The following is a 14,644-nucleotide window of genomic DNA, read 5'->3' on the forward strand; positions in this document are numbered from 1 at the left end:
GCCACTAACATGGAGCATCCAGGCCGAGAGGCGCTGCAACGGGCTCAGGTCCGCCACGCTCGACCTGGGTATCGACTGCAAGGGCGCCTCCGGAGAGTTTCTTCTGGAGGGGTTGGCAGATGAGTGAAGCCGCGCTGCGGGAGCTGCTGGATCAGCGGATCGCGGTCCTCGACGGCGCGTGGGGCACGATGCTGCAGGGCGCGAAGCTGCAGACCGCCGACTATCAGGGCGATCGCTTCGGCGGGCACACGCACGACGTCACCGGTGACCCGGACCTGCTGAACCTGACGCGTCCGGACGTGATCCTCGACGTCCACCGGCAGTACCTGGCCGCCGGCGCCGACATCACCACCACGAACACGTTCACCGCGACCAGCATCGGCCAGGCCGACTACGGCCTGCAGGAGTACGTCCACGAGATGAACGTGGCCGGTGCGCGCCTGGCCCGGCAGGCCGCCGACGAGTGTGAAGGCCGGAAGTTCGTCGCCGGGTCGATCGGCCCGCTGAACGTGACGCTCTCGCTGAGCCCACGTGTCGAGGACCCGTCGTACCGCGCGGTGTCGTTCGAGCAGGTGAAGGACGCGTACGCCGGGCAGATCGCGGCGCTCGCCGAGGGCGGCGTCGACCTGCTGCTGATCGAGACGATCTTCGACACGATGAACGCGAAGGCGGCCGTCGCCGCGGCCCGCGAGGTCGCGCCGGAGCTGCCGTTGTGGATCTCGGTGACGATCGTCGACCTGAGCGGCCGGACGCTGTCCGGGCAGACCGTCGAGGCGTTCTGGAGCTCGGTCGAGCACGCGAAGCCACTGGTCGTCGGCGTGAACTGCTCGCTCGGCGCCGCCGAGATGCGCCCGCACGTCGCCGACCTCGCCCGGTTCGCGGACACCTACGTCGCCTCGCACCCGAACGCCGGCCTTCCGAACGCCTTCGGCGGGTACGACGAGACGCCCGAGCAGACGGCCGCGATGCTCGAGGAGTTCGCGCAGTCCGGCCTGGTGAACGTCGTCGGCGGCTGCTGCGGTACGACGCCCGCGCACATCGAGCGGATCGCGCAGGCGGTCGAGAAGCTGCCGCCGCGGACCGTCGTACCGGCCGATCACACCACCCGGTTCTCCGGGCTGGAGCCGTTCAAGATCGGCGCGGACACCGGGTTCGTGATGATCGGTGAGCGGACCAACGTGACCGGGTCGGCGAAGTTCCGCCGGCTGATCGAGGGCGACGACCACCAGGCCGCGGTCGACGTGGCACTGGAGCAGGTCCGCGGCGGCGCGAACCTGCTGGACGTGAACATGGACGCCGACCTGCTGGACAGCGAGCAGGCGATGACCACGTTCCTGAACCTGATCGCGACCGAGCCCGAGGTGGCCCGGATCCCGATCATGGTCGACAGCTCGAAGTGGTCGGTGCTGGAGACCGGGCTGAAACACGTGCAGGGCAAGGGCGTCGTGAACTCGATCAGCCTGAAGGAGGGCGAGGAGCAGTTCCTCGACCACGCCCGGCAGATCATGAGCTACGGCGCCGGCGCGGTGGTGATGGCGTTCGACGAGCAGGGGCAGGCGGACACCGTCGAGCGCAAGGTGCAGATCTGCGGGCGGGCGTACGACCTGCTGACCGGGATCGGCTTCCCGGCCGAGGACATCATCTTCGACCCGAACGTGCTCGCGGTCGCGACCGGGATGTCCGAGCACAACGCGTACGCGAAGAACTTCATCGACGCGCTGCCGTTGATCAAGCAGCGCTGTCCGGGTGTGCACATCAGCGGCGGCATCTCGAACCTGTCGTTCTCGTTCCGCGGCAACGACGTCGTCCGCGAGGCGATGCACTCGGCGTTCCTGTACCACGCGGGCAAGGTCGGACTGGACATGGGCATCGTGAACGCCGGCCAGCTGGCGGTCTACGAGGACATCCCGAAGGACCTGCTGGAGCTGGTCGAGGACGTGATCTTCGACCGCCGCGACGACGCCACCGACCGGCTGGTCGAGTTCGCGGAAACCGTGAAGGGCAAGGGGAAACAGCGCGAGGTCGACCTGTCCTGGCGCGAGGGCACGGTCGAGGAGCGGCTGTCGCACGCGCTCGTGCACGGCATCGTCGACTACATCGAGGCCGACACCGAGGAGGCGCGGCAGCAGCTGCCACGGCCGCTCGAGGTGATCGAGGGCCCGTTGATGGACGGGATGAAGATCGTCGGCGACCTGTTCGGCGCGGGCAAGATGTTCCTGCCCCAGGTGGTGAAGAGCGCGCGGGTGATGAAGCGGTCGGTCGCGTACCTCGAGCCGTTCATGGAGGAGGAGAAGGAGCAGGCCCGGCGTGAGGGTCGCGCGGAGCTGGTGCGCGGCCAGGGCAAGGTCGTGCTCGCGACCGTGAAGGGCGACGTCCACGACATCGGCAAGAACATCGTCGGGGTGGTGCTCGGCTGCAACAACTACGAGGTGATCGACCTCGGCGTGATGGTGCCCGCGGCAAGGATCCTCGACACGGCCGTTGCCGAAGGCGCCGATGCGGTCGGCCTGTCCGGCCTGATCACGCCGTCGCTGGACGAGATGGTGTCGGTGGCGACCGAGATGCAGCGCCGCGGGCTGAAGCTGCCGTTGCTGATCGGCGGTGCGACGACGTCGAAGCAGCACACCGCGGTCCGGATCGCCCCGGCGTACGAGAACACCACCGTGCACGTGCTGGACGCGTCCCGGGTGGTCGGTGTGGTGTCCGACCTGCTCGACGACGACCGCGCCGAACAGCTTGCCAAGAGCAACAGTATCGAGCAGGAGCGGCTCCGCGAGCAGCACGCGAACAAGCAGCGCGCGCCGATGCTGACCCTGGCCGAGGCGCGGGCGAACAAGGAGCCGGTGGAGTACGGCGAGCTGCCGGTGCCGGCGTTCACCGGGCTGAAGCGGGTGTCGCCGTCGATCGAGACGCTGCGCGCGATGGTCGACTGGCAGTTCCTGTTCCTGGCCTGGGAACTGAAGGGCAAGTACCCGGCGATCCTCGAGCAGCCGGTGGCGCGCGAGCTGTTCGACGACGCGAACACATTGCTGGACGAGATCATCGCGAACGGTTCGTTCACTGCCGAAGGTGTGTACGGGTTCTGGCCGGCGCACAGCGAGGGCGACGACATCGTGCTGGACGGGCTCGACCGGTCGTTCCCGATGCTGCGGCAGCAGACCGAGAAGCCGGCCGGGCGGGCCAACCGCTGCCTGGCCGACTACATCGCGCCGGCCGGCGACCACCTCGGCGGGTTCGGGGTCGCGATCCACGGCGCCGAGACGCTGGCGAAGTCGTACGAGGACCGCAACGACGACTACAAGGCGATCATGGTGAAGGCGCTGGCCGACCGGCTGGCGGAGGCGTTCGCGGAGTGGATCCACCTGGAGGCTCGGAAGGCCTGGTTCGAGCCGGACGCGCAGCCGGTGCTGGAGGACCTGCACGCGGAGCGGTTCCGCGGGATCCGGCCGGCCCTCGGGTACCCGGCGAGCCCGGACCACACCGAGAAGCAGGACCTGTTCGAGCTGCTCGAGGCGGAGCAGCTCGGGCTCGGGCTGACCGAGTCGTACGCGATGACGCCGGCCGCGGCGGTCAGCGGCCTGATCTTCGCGAGCCCGGCCGCGCGCTACTTCAGTGTCGGCCGCCTTGGCCGCGACCAGATCGCAGACTACGCAGTACGGCGCGGACTCCCGACGGACGAGGTTGAGCGCTGGCTCCGTCCGAATCTGGCGTACGACCCGGAGTAGGCGACCCCAGCGCCGGGTCCTTGGCCAGGCCGGCGGCCCGGTCGCCGGCCGGACCGGGCCGTCCTTCGGTCGTCTGCCGGACGGCCGCGGCCAGCTTCCGGGTCGCGACGGTGGCCGGCGACTCCGGCGTACCGCTACCGGGGTTGCGAGCGTCGACCGCGGACTTGAACTGGGTGCGGAGCCGGTCGCCGAGGACCACCCGCTCGTCGCGGGTCAGTTTGCCGCCGCCGGGCAGCTTGCCGACCAGGGCAGCCCAGCGGTAGTCGGGCTTCATCCGGATCAGGTCCTCGCACGTGCCGACGTACGTCGGTTCCTCGCCGTTCTGGCGGGCGATCTCGGTGAGGACGTCGCGGGTGGCGTCGGCGGCCGGGCCGCGGCCGTGGTAGTCGAAGTGCGGCTCCGGGACGTCCGCGGGCGACATCAGCCCGGCGGAGTCGCTGCTCTGCCAGACGTGCTGCAGCCGCTCCTGCGTCCAGACGTCGGCGAGGCCGCCGTTGAGGTCGGCGTCCGCCTGGACGACCGGGTGGAAGTCGGCCAGCGGAGTGAGCAGGCCGGTCGCCTGGGACGCCACGTAGCCGGTCGCCTCGACCAGCGTGTCCCAGCGCTCCTGGTGCTGTTCCGGGGTCGGCTGTTCCGGGGGTTGCTGGATCGCGTCGACGTGTTCGCGGAGCATGAACAGGTAGTACTGCGCGCCGTTCATCCCGGACTCCGATGTCGTCACGCTCGGCATCCGGTCGCCGTCGCGGACCATCACCTCGCCGTCCCAGCGCGTGTCCACGCCGTTCGGCCCGGCGACGCCGACGATCGACTCCGCCCAGGCACTCGCCGGGGAGTCGTAGGGGAGCAGCTCGGCCATGGTTCTCCTGCCAGATCTCGACGGCACCCGGAGCAAGCGTAGGTTGCCGCGAGGGCCACTAGGCTGAGGAAATGAGCGTCAGGCCTGCAACCGCTGCGGACGCCGGGGCGATCGCCGCGATCTGGTACGCCGGCTGGCGCGACGGGCACCTCGGGCACGTGCCGGAGGCGCTGGTCGCCGTACGCACCGAGGAGTCGTTCGGGACCCGCGCCGCGGAACGGATCGCGGACGCCACGGTCGCCGTCGTCGGGGACGTGGTCGCCGGATTCGTGATCGTGGTGAACGATGAAGTCGAGCAGGTGTACGTCGGCGGCGCGCACCGCGGGTCCGGGATCGCCGGGACGCTGCTCGCCGAGGCGGAACGGCAGGTCCGGGCGAACGGGTACGGCGAGGCCTGGCTGGCCGTCGCCACCGGGAACGCGCGCGCCCGCCGGTTCTACGAGCGCCAGGGCTGGACCGACCGCGGCCCGTTCGACTACCCGGCGGTGGTCGGTCGCGGAACGTTGCCGGTGCCGTGTCACCGCTACGTGAAAGCGGTCTGATCCGCAGGATTCCCCTTGTCCCGCGGCCGGGCGGGCCGGAACGGGGTTAGCGTGCCCTGGCAAGCATTCCCGTTCTGAAGAGGTCACCCATGGCATTCCGTTCCTGGCGCCGGCCGTCCCGGCGGATGGTCCTGACCAGCGTCGCCGCGGTCGCGATGACGTCGGTCGTCGGCGGGGTCGCGTACTCGGCCGGCGTCGCCACCCAGCAGCCGGCCATCCAGACGTCGACGCCGCGCAGCGAGAACCAGGTCACCAACCTCGACGTCCTGCGGCAGCAGCTCCGCAACTACTACGGCGACCCGCTCGGCACCGGCACGTTCGGCGCGGACAGCAACTACGCCAAGGAGGCCCGCTCGGTGGCGGCCGCCGGGACCCGCTGGATCTCCGTCCCGCACCACACCCGCAAGACGAAGGCGATCCTCCTCGACGTCGACGACACCGCGCTCGCCACCTGGAACTACGAGCTGGCCAGCAACTGGGCGTACAACCCGGCGACCAACGCGGACTACGTGCTGAACCAGAGGTTCCCGGCCGTGCCCGGCATGGTGGATATGGTGAAGACCGCCGAGCGCGAGGGGTACGCGATCTTCTTCCTGACCGGCCGCGGCGCCGCGCAGGAGCAGGCCACGCTGGGCAACCTGACCGCGGACGGCGTCGGCGTGGACGCCGGCTTCCCGAAGCCGACGACGCTGAGCAACGGCGAGGACGGCCTGTTCACCAAGCCGGCCGTCGCCGACTACCCGGACTACCTGAAGCAGGCCTGCGCCGCCGACCCGAACGGCTCGTGTACGACGATCCACTACAAGTCGGCCACCCGCGCGCACATCGAGTCCCTCGGCTACGAGATCGTCGCCAACTTCGGCGACCAGTTCTCCGACCTCAAGGGCGGTTACGCCGACCGCACGTTCAAGCTGCCGAACCCGAACTACTACCTGCCCTAATCCCTAGGGGCGCGGCAGGACGCCGTACAGCAAGGTCCGCAAGCCGCCGGCGAGGGACGGCTCGAAGGCCATCCGGATCGCCTCCAGCGACGGGTCGGCCTCGTAGGCGGCGAGGATCGCGGGGACGGGGTGGGAGTGGCTCCAGATCGCACCGGCGAGCAGACTGCCGGTGGCGATGAACTGGCCCGCCCCGTCCGCGCCGAGCTCCGGCAGCAGTGCGGCCACGGCCGCGATCATCTGCTCGTAACTGACCGCGGCGGCGCGCTTGAACGCCAGCGCCGTCTCGGTCGTGATGTTCCGCTCCAGCACCGCCGCCTGCGCACTGATCAGGTCGCAGAGCACCGGCCGCTTCGTCAGCGTGCCGACGACGGCGGTGACCAGCTGCTCCGCGCGGTCCTCGCGCGGCAGCCCCGGTGAGATCTCGGACAGCGCCGCCGACAGGTCCGCCACCCACTCCGTCAGCTGACTGCTCGACAGCTCGAGCAGGACGGCCTCGCGGGAGTCGAAGTACTTCAGCACGTTCGACTTCGCCAGGCCGACGCGCCGGCTCAGCTCGTTCAGGCTGAGATCCGCGACCGGCATCTCGGTCAGCATCGTGGCCGCGGTCGCGAGGATCGCCCGCCGCCGCTCGGCCCGCTGCTCCGCGCTCCGGGCGCGCTGGAAAGTCATGCCGCCCAGTCTACAGACCGACGGTCTGTTGTTATCGCACCATCGGTCTGATAACGTCGGTGCCGTAACAGACCATCAGTCTCTTATGGAGCGTGCAGCATGTACGACGTCCCCGACCAGACCGGCAAACTCGTTGTCGTGACCGGTGCCAACAGCGGCACCGGCAAGGAGGCCACCAAGCGCCTCGCCGCCGCCGGCGCCCGCGTGGTGATGGCGGTCCGTACTCCGGCCAAGGGCGAGGCGGCCCGCGCCGAGATCCTCGCCGAGCACCAGGACGCCCGGCTCGAGGTCCGCCGGATCGACCTCGCCGACCTCGACTCGGTGCGGGAGTTCGCCGAGCAACTCGCGGCCGACGAGCCGCACCTGGACGTGCTGGTGAACAACGCCGGCGTGATGACCCCGCCGAGCCGGTTCGGGACCAAGGACGGGTTCGAGCTGCAGTTCGGGTCGAACTACCTCGGCCCGTTCGCGCTCACGGTCCAGTTGCTGCCGCTGCTCCTGGCCGCCCCGGCTCCGCGGATCGCGACCATGTCCAGCGGGGCGGCGTACTTCGGCCGGATCGACTTCGACGACCTGCAGTGGCAGACGCGGCGGTACCGGCGGACAGCGTCGTACGCGCAGTCCAAGCTCGCCGACCTGATCCTGAGCAACCACCTCGCGAAGCTGTCGGACGAGCGCGGCTGGAGTCTGGTCAGCGTCGCGGCGCACCCCGGGTACACGCGCACCAACCTGCAGACGGCAGGTGCCGCGCTCGGCCGGGAGCGTCCGTCGACGGTGAACCGGCTGATGATGCGCTACAACCCGCTGCCGAAGCAGGACGTGGAGACCGGTACTGAGCCGCTGCTGTTCGCGGCCACCGACGCCACGGCCAGGTCGGGGGAGTATTACGGTCCCGACGGCGTCTTCGGGCTGGTCGGGAAGACCACTCTGGTCCGGAACCCGAAGACCGCCACCGACCCGGCCACCAACGCTCGCCTGTGGCAGGTCTCCGAGACCCTGACGGGAGTCGCGTTGCCCTCTATGCTCCAGAAGTGAGCGAGTGGTCCAGTGGGGGAATCTACGAGTCTTACGTCGGCCGTTGGAGCCGTCTGGTCGCGTCCGAGTTCATCGGCTGGCTGGATCAACCGCCGGGGCAGCGTTGGCTGGACGTCGGCTGCGGTACCGGCGCCCTGACCAGCACCATCCTCGCGGCGGCGGATCCGGCCGCGGTACTCGGCGTCGATCCGTCCGAGGGGTTCATCGAGTACGCGCAACAGACCGTCGACGATCCGCGGGCCGCGTTCGAGGTGCGGTCCGCGGCCGAGCTGCCGGATGGCCCGTACGACGTGGTCGTCGCCGGGCTGGTGCTGAACTTCGTCCCGAAACGGGTCGAGGCGCTGCGCCGGATGCGCGAGATCGGCGACACGGTCGCCGTCTACGTCTGGGACTACGCGGGCGGGATGCAGCTGATGCGGTACTTCTTCGATGCGATGACCGAGATCCGCCCGCAGGACCGCGAGGTCGACGAGGGCCGCCGGTTCCCGTTCTGCACGGCCGAAGGCCTGGAACGGCTGTTCGGCGAGGCCGGATACCCGGACGTGCGGACGCGGGAGATCGTCGTACCGACGGTGTTCGCGTCGTTCGACGACTACTGGCAACCGTTCCTCGGCGGCCAGGGCGTCGCACCGGCATACCTCCGCAGCCTGCCCGTCACCGACCAGGAGGCCCTCCGAGAGGCCGTACACGAACGCCTACCGATCGCCCCAGACGGCTCCATCAGACTGACCGCCCGCGCGTGGGCTGCCGCGGGTTGACCATGTCAAAACTCGGCGTTCGGCTCCGTCTTGTTGGTGAGAGGAGAGCGCCGATGAAGTTTCTGCTGATCCTGCAGGGGGTTGGGGATCCGGGGTTGCCGCGGGACGAGTTCGAGCGGGCCGCCGGGGGTGCCGGGGAGCTGGTAGCCGGGGAGTTGCTTGCTGATCCGCAGTTGGCGGTTCGGCTGCCGGCCGGTGAGCCCTCCGGTATCGACGGGTATTACGTGATCGACGTCGAGGATCGAGAGCGTGCCGTCGAGCTCGCCCGGCTGCTGCCGGATGCGCGCGCCGGCGGCCGCTCTGTCGAGATCCGCGCGTTGATGCACGCGGCCGGTGAGGACCTCTAGACCACGTCGAACCACAGGCTGGTCGCCAGCGGCGTCTCCGTGACGCTTCGGCGTTCCAGCCGGACCGTCCGGCCGCCCGGGTGGTCGAACAGCCGCGTCCCGTCGCCGAGCATCACGGGGGCGTACAGCACCAGGACCTCGTCGAGTTCGCCCGCCTCGATGCACTGCTTGGCGATGCTCGCGCCCATCACGTTGACGTACCGGTCCCCGGCCGACTCCTTCGCCAACGCCAGCGCCTTCGCGAAATCGTCGACGTACATCAGACCAGGTCGCGCCGGGGCCGGGCGGTGCGTGACGACGTACTCCGGGCCGTCGAAGCCGCCGCCGAACGCCTCGCCCTCGTTCGGCTCGCCCTTGTGCGGGTCGTCGCCGTCGTGCGTGCGGCGGCCGACCAGGATCGCGCCGATCCGCGGCACCAGCTCGTCGACCTCCGGGTTCGGGCCGAGGTACGGGCGCATCCACTGCATGTCGCCGCCCGGTCCGGTGATGAAGCCGTCCACCGACAACGTCACGGAGTACAGCACCTTCGCCATGGTCGTTTCCTCTCGTTCGGGATGGTGCCTGTTGAGACGAGCGGCGGGCGGAAAACTCATCGCTATTCGGTCCGGACCGGTCCATGATGGCGGGTACATGACAACTCGGACGGACTGGATCGAAGTAGCGTGCGACGAGTCGGGGTTCTCCGGAACCAACCTGCTCGACCCCGCCTCGCCCGTCATCACGCATGCCAGCGTCGTCCTCGACGTGTCCGCGGCCGCCGACGTGATCGCCGTCCTGCGGACCAGCCTGCGCCGGAGTTCGGAGTACAAGTCCAACCAGCTCCTGCGCCCCGAGCAGCGGCCCGCTCTCGAGTGGTTGCTGACCACCCTGCGCGGGCAGGCGCATGTGCACGCGATCGACAAGACCGCGTACGTCGCCGCCCGCGTGTTCGAGCTGTTCACCGAGGAGCCGACGTACGGCGCGGGCACCAGCCTCGGATCGGACCACACGGAGGATGCCGTGGCGCTCCGGCACCGGACCGGGTTCCTGGCGGCATTCGTCGAGCTGACCCGGACGAAACGGGTGCGGCTGATGGATCATGCGGCCGTCGACCGGTTCTTCGCGACGATGCCGGCCGACGTACCGTCGTTGCGGGCGGTGACCCGGGCCCGGGTCGAGGCGGTCATGCAGCGGCTGATCGACGAGGACCCGGAGCTCCCGCCGCCGCTGGAGCCGTTGGTCCCGGCGCTCGCCGAGACGGTCCTGTACTGGAGTGCCGGCGGGCGTTCGGTCGCCGTCGTGCACGACGAGCAGAGCGCGTTGACACCCAGCCGGGTGGAACGGGTCGGCGCCTTCCTCGCGGCGGAGGTGCAGCCGGCGCCGCTGCGGTCGTTCGTGCAGGTCGACTCGCGGGAGGACCCGCGGGTCCAGGTCGCCGACTTCCTGGCGGGGATCGCGCGTCGCCGGAAGCCGGACCTCGAGGAACTGCTGGAGCCCTACACCTGCGCGGCTTCCTGAGCTTCGACGAAGTCCTCCCAGGTGTGCGTTCCGACCGTCGCGCCGGACAACGTCAGGTTGCCGCCCGCGCGGTACACCTTGCCCGCCTTGCCCGGGACGCGGACCGGCAGCGACAGCCGATGCTTGCCGGTGGCCCGTAGATAGTCGTGGGCCAGCTCCGGCAACGTGTAGACCTTCGGCCCGACCAGGTCGGCGACCAGGCCCTGCGGCTCGCCGAGGACGAGCTCGGCCAGCCGTGCGGCCACGTCCCGGCCGTCGACCGGCTGGAACCGGATCCCGCCCGGCATCGGCATCACCGGCAGCTTCGCCATCGCCTGCACCGTCGTCCAGGCGAACTCGTGCAGCTGCGCGACCCGCAGTACGGTCGACGGGATCTTGGCGTTGCGGACGGCCTGTTCGGCGCCGAGCTTGGACTTGAAGTAGCCGAACGGCAGCTGGTCGACCGCGGTCACCGAGATGTGCACGAGGTGCCCGACCTTCGCCCGCTCGGCCGCCGCGACCAGGTTGGCGGTGGTGGTCTCGTCGCCCTTGGGTGCCCCGGCCAGGTGGAGTACGACGTCGACGCCGTCCAGTGCCGCGTCGAGTCCGTCGCCGGTCAGCAGGTCCACGGCCAGGTACTCGACACCGTCGCCGCGGTCGCTCGCGTGCCGGCTGAGGACGCGGACCCTGCACCCGGCCGCCTGCAGCAGCGGCACGACCTGCCGGCCGATCCGTCCGGTACCGCCGGTCACCAGCACTGTGCTCATGATTTCCGCTCCGTTCTCGGGGTTCTGTAGCGCTGACGGAGCCCGGTGGGGCGAGTGTGACCGGATGTGAGCTGGAATACATCCAGGCAAAATGTCGAGGGCCTGTCGATGCCTCCGACGTCCGGGGTGAATCGGCACAAACAGGAGGTTCTGAGATGAAGTACGTGGTCCTGATCCACTCCAACCCGCAACCGTGGGGACACCCGACGATCGACTTCACCGAGGTCGGCCGCGCGATCCCGGCCGCGGAGCGCGAGACGATGGGCAAGGAGTTCGACGCGCTGCTGGCCGAGCTGTCGAAGTCCGGGGAACTGGTCAGCGGGCTGGCGCTGGACGCGCCGTCGACGACCCGGACCTACCGCTGGGAGGGCAAGAAGCCGGTCAGCACCGACGGGCCGTACGCCGAGTCGAAGGAGCAGCTCGCCGGGTTCTTCGTGCTCGACTGCGCGACCCGGGCGCGGGCCGAGGAGCTGGCGGCGCAGTTCGCCGGTCCGGGCGACGTGATCGAACTGCGTCCGGAGATGGAGTTCTGACCGCGCTTGCGGACAGTTCTGCGCGGATGTGACGTACGACGGATTTTTCGAGTGACGTACGCCGTACCGCGGGCGTGGGCGGTCCCATTAACCTTGTGGACTTACCGAGAGTCAGGGGTACGTCGTGACGACTGTCTTGCTGATGGGGCCGCCCGGAGCGGGTAAGGGCACGCACGCGGGCCATCTGGCCGGACATCTCGGCGTACCGGTGATCTCGACCGGCGATCTCTTCCGGCGCAACATCGCGGACGGCACCGAGCTCGGTCGCACCGCGAAGCGCTACCTCGACGCGGGGGAGTACGTGCCCGACGAGGTCACCAACGACATGGTCCGCGACCGGCTCGCGGCGCCCGACGCCCGTCCTGGCTTCGTCCTGGACGGGTACCCGCGCACCCTCGACCAGGCCGGCGTCCTGGACGGCATCCTCAGCGGGCAAGGCCGTTCGCTGGACGCGGCCGTGGTGCTGAAGGTCCCGGTCGACGCGCTCGTCGGCCGGCTGCTGAAGCGCGCCGAGATCGAGCACCGCTCGGACGACACCGAGGACGTCATCCGCCGGCGCTTCGAGGTGTACCACGAGCAGACCGCGCCGCTGCTGAAGTTCTACTCCGCCCGCGGTATCGACCACGAGGTCGACGCCGCGCCGGACATCGACACGGTGCGCGCGCACGTCCGGCGGGTCGCCGTCCAGCTCAAGCCGGCTGCGTAGGGAACAAACGGCGGTCCGGCGCCGGTTGTTGCTGGATATGCATGGTGAGTACAAGGTCCCGGGCGGGAAACTCGTCGTCGCGGACCTCGACGTGGTGGACGACCGGGTGCGGTCGGCGCAGATCTCCGGTGACTTCTTCCTCGAACCGGACGACGCGCTCGAGCGGATCAACGGGGCGCTCGCCGGGCTTCAGGTCGACACGGCCGCGGCACAGATCGCGGCCCGGGTGCGGGGCGTGCTCGGCGACGGCGTCGAGATGCTCGGGTTCTCGCCCGAGGCCGTCGCGGTCGCCGTACGGCGGGCTCTGACCGGGGCGACCGGGTGGCGGGACCACGAGTGGGAGTTCGTGCACGACGTACCGCGGGAGCCTGCCCTGCAGATGGCGCTCGACGAAGTACTGACCGAGCAGGTCGGTGCGGGGGAGCGGCCGCCGACGCTGCGGGTGTGGGAGTGGGCGTCGAACGCGGTCATCATCGGCAGCTTCCAGTCCGTGCGCAACGAGGTCGACCTGGACGGCGCGGCCCGGCACGACGTCACCGTCGTACGCCGGATCAGCGGCGGCGGGGCGATGTTCGTGGAGCCGGGGAACACCATCACGTACTCGCTGTACGTGCCGGAGTCGCTGGTGTCCGGGCTGTCGTTCGTCGAGTCGTACGCGTTCCTCGACGACTGGGTCATTGGCGCGCTCAACGATCTCGGGATCGCGGCGACGTACCAGCCGATCAACGACATCACCTCGCCGGCCGGGAAGATCGCGGGCGCGGCGCAGAAGCGGTTCGCGGGTGGGGCGGTGCTGCATCACGTGACGATGGCGTACGACATGGACGCGTCGAAGATGGTCCAGGTACTGCGGATCGGCCGCGAGAAGCTGTCCGACAAGGGGACGACGAGCGCGAACAAGCGGGTCGACCCGTTGCGGAGCCAGACCGGGATGGAGCGCGCCGACGTGATCTCGCGGATGGTCGGGACGTTCCGGAACCGCTACGGGCTGACGGACGGGACGATCTCCGCCGGCACGGTCGCGCTCGCGGAGGAGCGGGTGACGGCGAAGTTCGGCACCGAGGAGTGGCTCACTCGGGTGCCGTGATCGGGACGGCGTTGCCGCTGACGCGGATGCGGGGGTCGTCCGGGCGGACCTCTACCGTGATCAGGCTCGGGCGGCCCAGGTCGTCGCCCTGGTGCAGGGTGATGGTCGGCCGGTCGCGGCCGAGCTCGCGCAGGTACGCGCCGAACGCGGCCGCCGCGGCACCGGTCGCCGGATCCTCGACGACACCGCCGACCGGGAACGGGTCGCGCACGTGGAAGACAGCCGGCGACTCCTGCCAGACGAGCTGCAGCGTGGTCAGGTCCCGCTTGAGCATGTACGCGAGCAGCCCGTCGAAGTCGTAGTCCAGCTCGGCCAGCCGCTGCCGGGACGACGTCCCCAGCACCAGATGCCGGGCACCGGCGTACGCGATCCGCGGTGGCAGATCGGGGTCGAGCTCGTCCGCGGACCAGCGCAGGATCTCCAGCACGTCGTCGACCCCATCGACCTTCTCCACAGCCGGCTCGACACTCGTGAGAGTCGCCCGCAGTTCTGCGTCGACAGTCACCGGGACCAGCCCGGCCTGGGTCGAGAAGACGATCTCACCCGGGCCGTTCCGCTCGGCAAGCGCAACCGCCGTCGCGACGGTCGCATGCCCGCAGAACGGCACCTCGGCCTTGGGCGAGAAGTACCGCACCGGCTGGACGCCGTCGGTCGCGGTCGTGAGGAACGCAGTCTCGGAGTACCCGACCTCCGCCGCAATCGCCTACATGGCAGCGTCGTCGAGCCCGTTGGCGTCGAGCACCACCCCCGCCGGGTTGCCCCCGGCCGGGTCGGAGGTGAAGGCCGCATACCGCAGTACCGTCGTCATACGCCCATCAAATCACCGCGTCCAGTCCAGTTGCGGCTCCGGAATCCGCAGCGATCGTCCGTACTCCTTCGCGCCCTCCCGCGCGGCGTCGTCGCCGCGGGCGTAGCGGAACACCCGCCCCGGGAACACGACGAAGCTCTCCGCCGCGTCGTGGAAGTCGGCGTACCACCCGGGCCTGTCCAGCGCCCCCGCCAGTACGTCGGCGAGCTCGGCGCCGCGCTCCACCGAGAACTCCAGCAACGACCACACCTCGGGCTGATCGGCAGACGTCCCCTCGACCGCCAGCCGGCGGATCTTCCGCACGGTGAGCGGGATATCCGTCAGCGCCGACCCCACCTGGAGGCTCTCCAGAATCAAGACACCGTCGTACATACCGGCGACCCTACGAGGTGCC

The 14,644-nt window shown here is 69.9% G+C and carries 15 protein-coding genes and 1 pseudogene; 10 read left to right on the forward strand and 6 right to left on the reverse strand.

The window, feature by feature from the left end; translation table 11 throughout:
• Positions 1–119 precede the first annotated feature (119 nt).
• Positions 120–3,725 carry a methionine synthase gene (metH, locus tag ACXJJ3_RS29620; RefSeq protein WP_458165125.1) on the forward strand — a complete coding sequence of 1,202 codons (3,606 nt, stop codon included), beginning with the start codon at positions 120–122 and terminating at the stop codon, positions 3,723–3,725.
• On the opposite strand, the gene ACXJJ3_RS29625 is transcribed toward metH, so the two are convergent.
• Complete coding sequence (locus tag ACXJJ3_RS29625; protein WP_458165126.1) at positions 3,610–4,581, reverse strand: hypothetical protein; 972 nt, start codon at positions 4,579–4,581, stop codon at positions 3,610–3,612. The two genes, metH and ACXJJ3_RS29625, sit on opposite strands and share 116 nt — an antisense overlap.
• 71 nt (positions 4,582–4,652) lie before the next feature.
• Here ACXJJ3_RS29625 and ACXJJ3_RS29630 point away from each other — a divergent pair, with 71 nt between their 5' ends.
• Positions 4,653–5,123 (forward strand): GNAT family N-acetyltransferase, encoded by a 471-nt coding sequence (locus ACXJJ3_RS29630; RefSeq protein ID WP_458165127.1) that lies wholly within the window; start codon positions 4,653–4,655, stop codon positions 5,121–5,123.
• A gap of 89 nt (positions 5,124–5,212) precedes the next feature.
• Complete coding sequence (locus ACXJJ3_RS29635) at positions 5,213–6,064, forward strand: HAD family acid phosphatase (protein WP_458165128.1); 852 nt, start codon at positions 5,213–5,215, stop codon at positions 6,062–6,064.
• Between the two features lie 3 nt (positions 6,065–6,067).
• Here ACXJJ3_RS29635 and ACXJJ3_RS29640 read toward each other — a convergent pair whose 3' ends face one another.
• Positions 6,068–6,733: a TetR family transcriptional regulator gene (locus tag ACXJJ3_RS29640; protein WP_458165129.1), complete on the reverse strand. Its 666-nt coding sequence runs from the start codon at positions 6,731–6,733 to the stop codon at positions 6,068–6,070.
• 99 nt (positions 6,734–6,832) lie between these two features.
• On the opposite strand from ACXJJ3_RS29640, the gene ACXJJ3_RS29645 reads away from it, so the two are divergent.
• From ACXJJ3_RS29645 to ACXJJ3_RS29655, 3 genes are read left to right on the forward strand one after another with little or no spacing between them, the layout of a single operon-like run.
• Positions 6,833–7,768 (forward strand): SDR family oxidoreductase, encoded by a 936-nt coding sequence (locus ACXJJ3_RS29645; RefSeq protein ID WP_458165130.1) that lies wholly within the window; start codon positions 6,833–6,835, stop codon positions 7,766–7,768.
• Positions 7,765–8,526, forward strand: a complete 762-nt coding sequence (locus ACXJJ3_RS29650) for a class I SAM-dependent methyltransferase (protein ID WP_458165131.1) — start codon at positions 7,765–7,767, stop codon at positions 8,524–8,526. Before ACXJJ3_RS29645 ends, ACXJJ3_RS29650 begins: the two co-directional genes overlap by 4 nt.
• Before the next feature lie 53 nt (positions 8,527–8,579).
• Positions 8,580–8,873 (forward strand): YciI family protein, encoded by a 294-nt coding sequence (locus ACXJJ3_RS29655; protein ID WP_458165132.1) that lies wholly within the window; start codon positions 8,580–8,582, stop codon positions 8,871–8,873.
• Here ACXJJ3_RS29655 and ACXJJ3_RS29660 read toward each other — a convergent pair.
• The gene (locus tag ACXJJ3_RS29660; protein WP_458165133.1) at positions 8,870–9,406 is read right to left on the reverse strand and encodes a dihydrofolate reductase family protein; all 537 of its coding nucleotides are present in this window, start codon (positions 9,404–9,406) and stop codon (positions 8,870–8,872) included. The genes ACXJJ3_RS29655 and ACXJJ3_RS29660 overlap by 4 nt on opposite strands.
• A gap of 97 nt (positions 9,407–9,503) precedes the next feature.
• Between ACXJJ3_RS29660 and ACXJJ3_RS29665 the strand changes: the two genes are divergently transcribed.
• Positions 9,504–10,370, forward strand: coding sequence for a hypothetical protein (locus ACXJJ3_RS29665; protein WP_458165134.1), 867 nt, complete (start codon positions 9,504–9,506; stop codon positions 10,368–10,370).
• Here ACXJJ3_RS29665 and ACXJJ3_RS29670 read toward each other — a convergent pair.
• On the reverse strand, positions 10,349–11,116 hold the full coding sequence (locus tag ACXJJ3_RS29670; protein WP_458165135.1) for an SDR family oxidoreductase: 768 nt from the start codon (positions 11,114–11,116) through the stop codon (positions 10,349–10,351). The genes ACXJJ3_RS29665 and ACXJJ3_RS29670 overlap by 22 nt on opposite strands.
• 155 nt (positions 11,117–11,271) lie before the next feature.
• Here ACXJJ3_RS29670 and ACXJJ3_RS29675 point away from each other — a divergent pair, with 155 nt between their 5' ends.
• The 3 genes from ACXJJ3_RS29675 (at position 11,272) to ACXJJ3_RS29685 (ending at position 13,442) form a co-directional block, all read left to right on the forward strand.
• On the forward strand, positions 11,272–11,649 hold the full coding sequence (locus ACXJJ3_RS29675; protein WP_458165136.1) for a YciI family protein: 378 nt from the start codon (positions 11,272–11,274) through the stop codon (positions 11,647–11,649).
• Positions 11,650–11,773: 124 nt separating this feature from the next.
• The gene (locus tag ACXJJ3_RS29680) at positions 11,774–12,355 is read left to right on the forward strand and encodes an adenylate kinase (RefSeq protein ID WP_458165137.1); all 582 of its coding nucleotides are present in this window, start codon (positions 11,774–11,776) and stop codon (positions 12,353–12,355) included.
• A gap of 37 nt (positions 12,356–12,392) precedes the next feature.
• Positions 12,393–13,442 carry a lipoate--protein ligase family protein gene (locus tag ACXJJ3_RS29685; RefSeq protein ID WP_458165138.1) on the forward strand — a complete coding sequence of 350 codons (1,050 nt, stop codon included), beginning with the start codon at positions 12,393–12,395 and terminating at the stop codon, positions 13,440–13,442.
• Here the strand turns inward: ACXJJ3_RS29685 and ACXJJ3_RS29690 are convergent.
• Together ACXJJ3_RS29690 and ACXJJ3_RS29695 are read right to left on the reverse strand one after the other, a co-directional pair.
• Positions 13,426–14,250: pseudogene (locus ACXJJ3_RS29690) on the reverse strand (PhzF family phenazine biosynthesis protein). The gene ACXJJ3_RS29685 and the pseudogene ACXJJ3_RS29690 overlap by 17 nt on opposite strands.
• A 12-nt stretch (positions 14,251–14,262) precedes the next feature.
• Positions 14,263–14,622, reverse strand: a complete 360-nt coding sequence (locus tag ACXJJ3_RS29695) for a hypothetical protein (RefSeq protein ID WP_458165139.1) — start codon at positions 14,620–14,622, stop codon at positions 14,263–14,265.
• Between the last annotated feature and the right edge of the window lie 22 nt (positions 14,623–14,644).

This window comes from Kribbella sp. WER1 (assembly GCF_054189145.1).

Coding starts and splice junctions, on each gene's coding strand:
- metH (WP_458165125.1), top strand. CDS start 120: ATGAGTGAAGCCGCGCTGCGGGAGCTGCTGGATCAGCGGATCGCGGTC.
- ACXJJ3_RS29625 (WP_458165126.1), bottom strand. CDS start 4,581: ATGGCCGAGCTGCTCCCCTACGACTCCCCGGCGAGTGCCTGGGCGGAG.
- ACXJJ3_RS29630 (WP_458165127.1), top strand. CDS start 4,653: ATGAGCGTCAGGCCTGCAACCGCTGCGGACGCCGGGGCGATCGCCGCG.
- ACXJJ3_RS29635 (WP_458165128.1), top strand. CDS start 5,213: ATGGCATTCCGTTCCTGGCGCCGGCCGTCCCGGCGGATGGTCCTGACC.
- ACXJJ3_RS29640 (WP_458165129.1), bottom strand. CDS start 6,733: ATGACTTTCCAGCGCGCCCGGAGCGCGGAGCAGCGGGCCGAGCGGCGG.
- ACXJJ3_RS29645 (WP_458165130.1), top strand. CDS start 6,833: ATGTACGACGTCCCCGACCAGACCGGCAAACTCGTTGTCGTGACCGGT.
- ACXJJ3_RS29655 (WP_458165132.1), top strand. CDS start 8,580: ATGAAGTTTCTGCTGATCCTGCAGGGGGTTGGGGATCCGGGGTTGCCG.
- ACXJJ3_RS29660 (WP_458165133.1), bottom strand. CDS start 9,406: ATGGCGAAGGTGCTGTACTCCGTGACGTTGTCGGTGGACGGCTTCATC.
- ACXJJ3_RS29665 (WP_458165134.1), top strand. CDS start 9,504: ATGACAACTCGGACGGACTGGATCGAAGTAGCGTGCGACGAGTCGGGG.
- ACXJJ3_RS29670 (WP_458165135.1), bottom strand. CDS start 11,116: ATGAGCACAGTGCTGGTGACCGGCGGTACCGGACGGATCGGCCGGCAG.
- ACXJJ3_RS29675 (WP_458165136.1), top strand. CDS start 11,272: ATGAAGTACGTGGTCCTGATCCACTCCAACCCGCAACCGTGGGGACAC.
- ACXJJ3_RS29685 (WP_458165138.1), top strand. CDS start 12,393: ATGCATGGTGAGTACAAGGTCCCGGGCGGGAAACTCGTCGTCGCGGAC.
- ACXJJ3_RS29695 (WP_458165139.1), bottom strand. CDS start 14,622: ATGTACGACGGTGTCTTGATTCTGGAGAGCCTCCAGGTGGGGTCGGCG.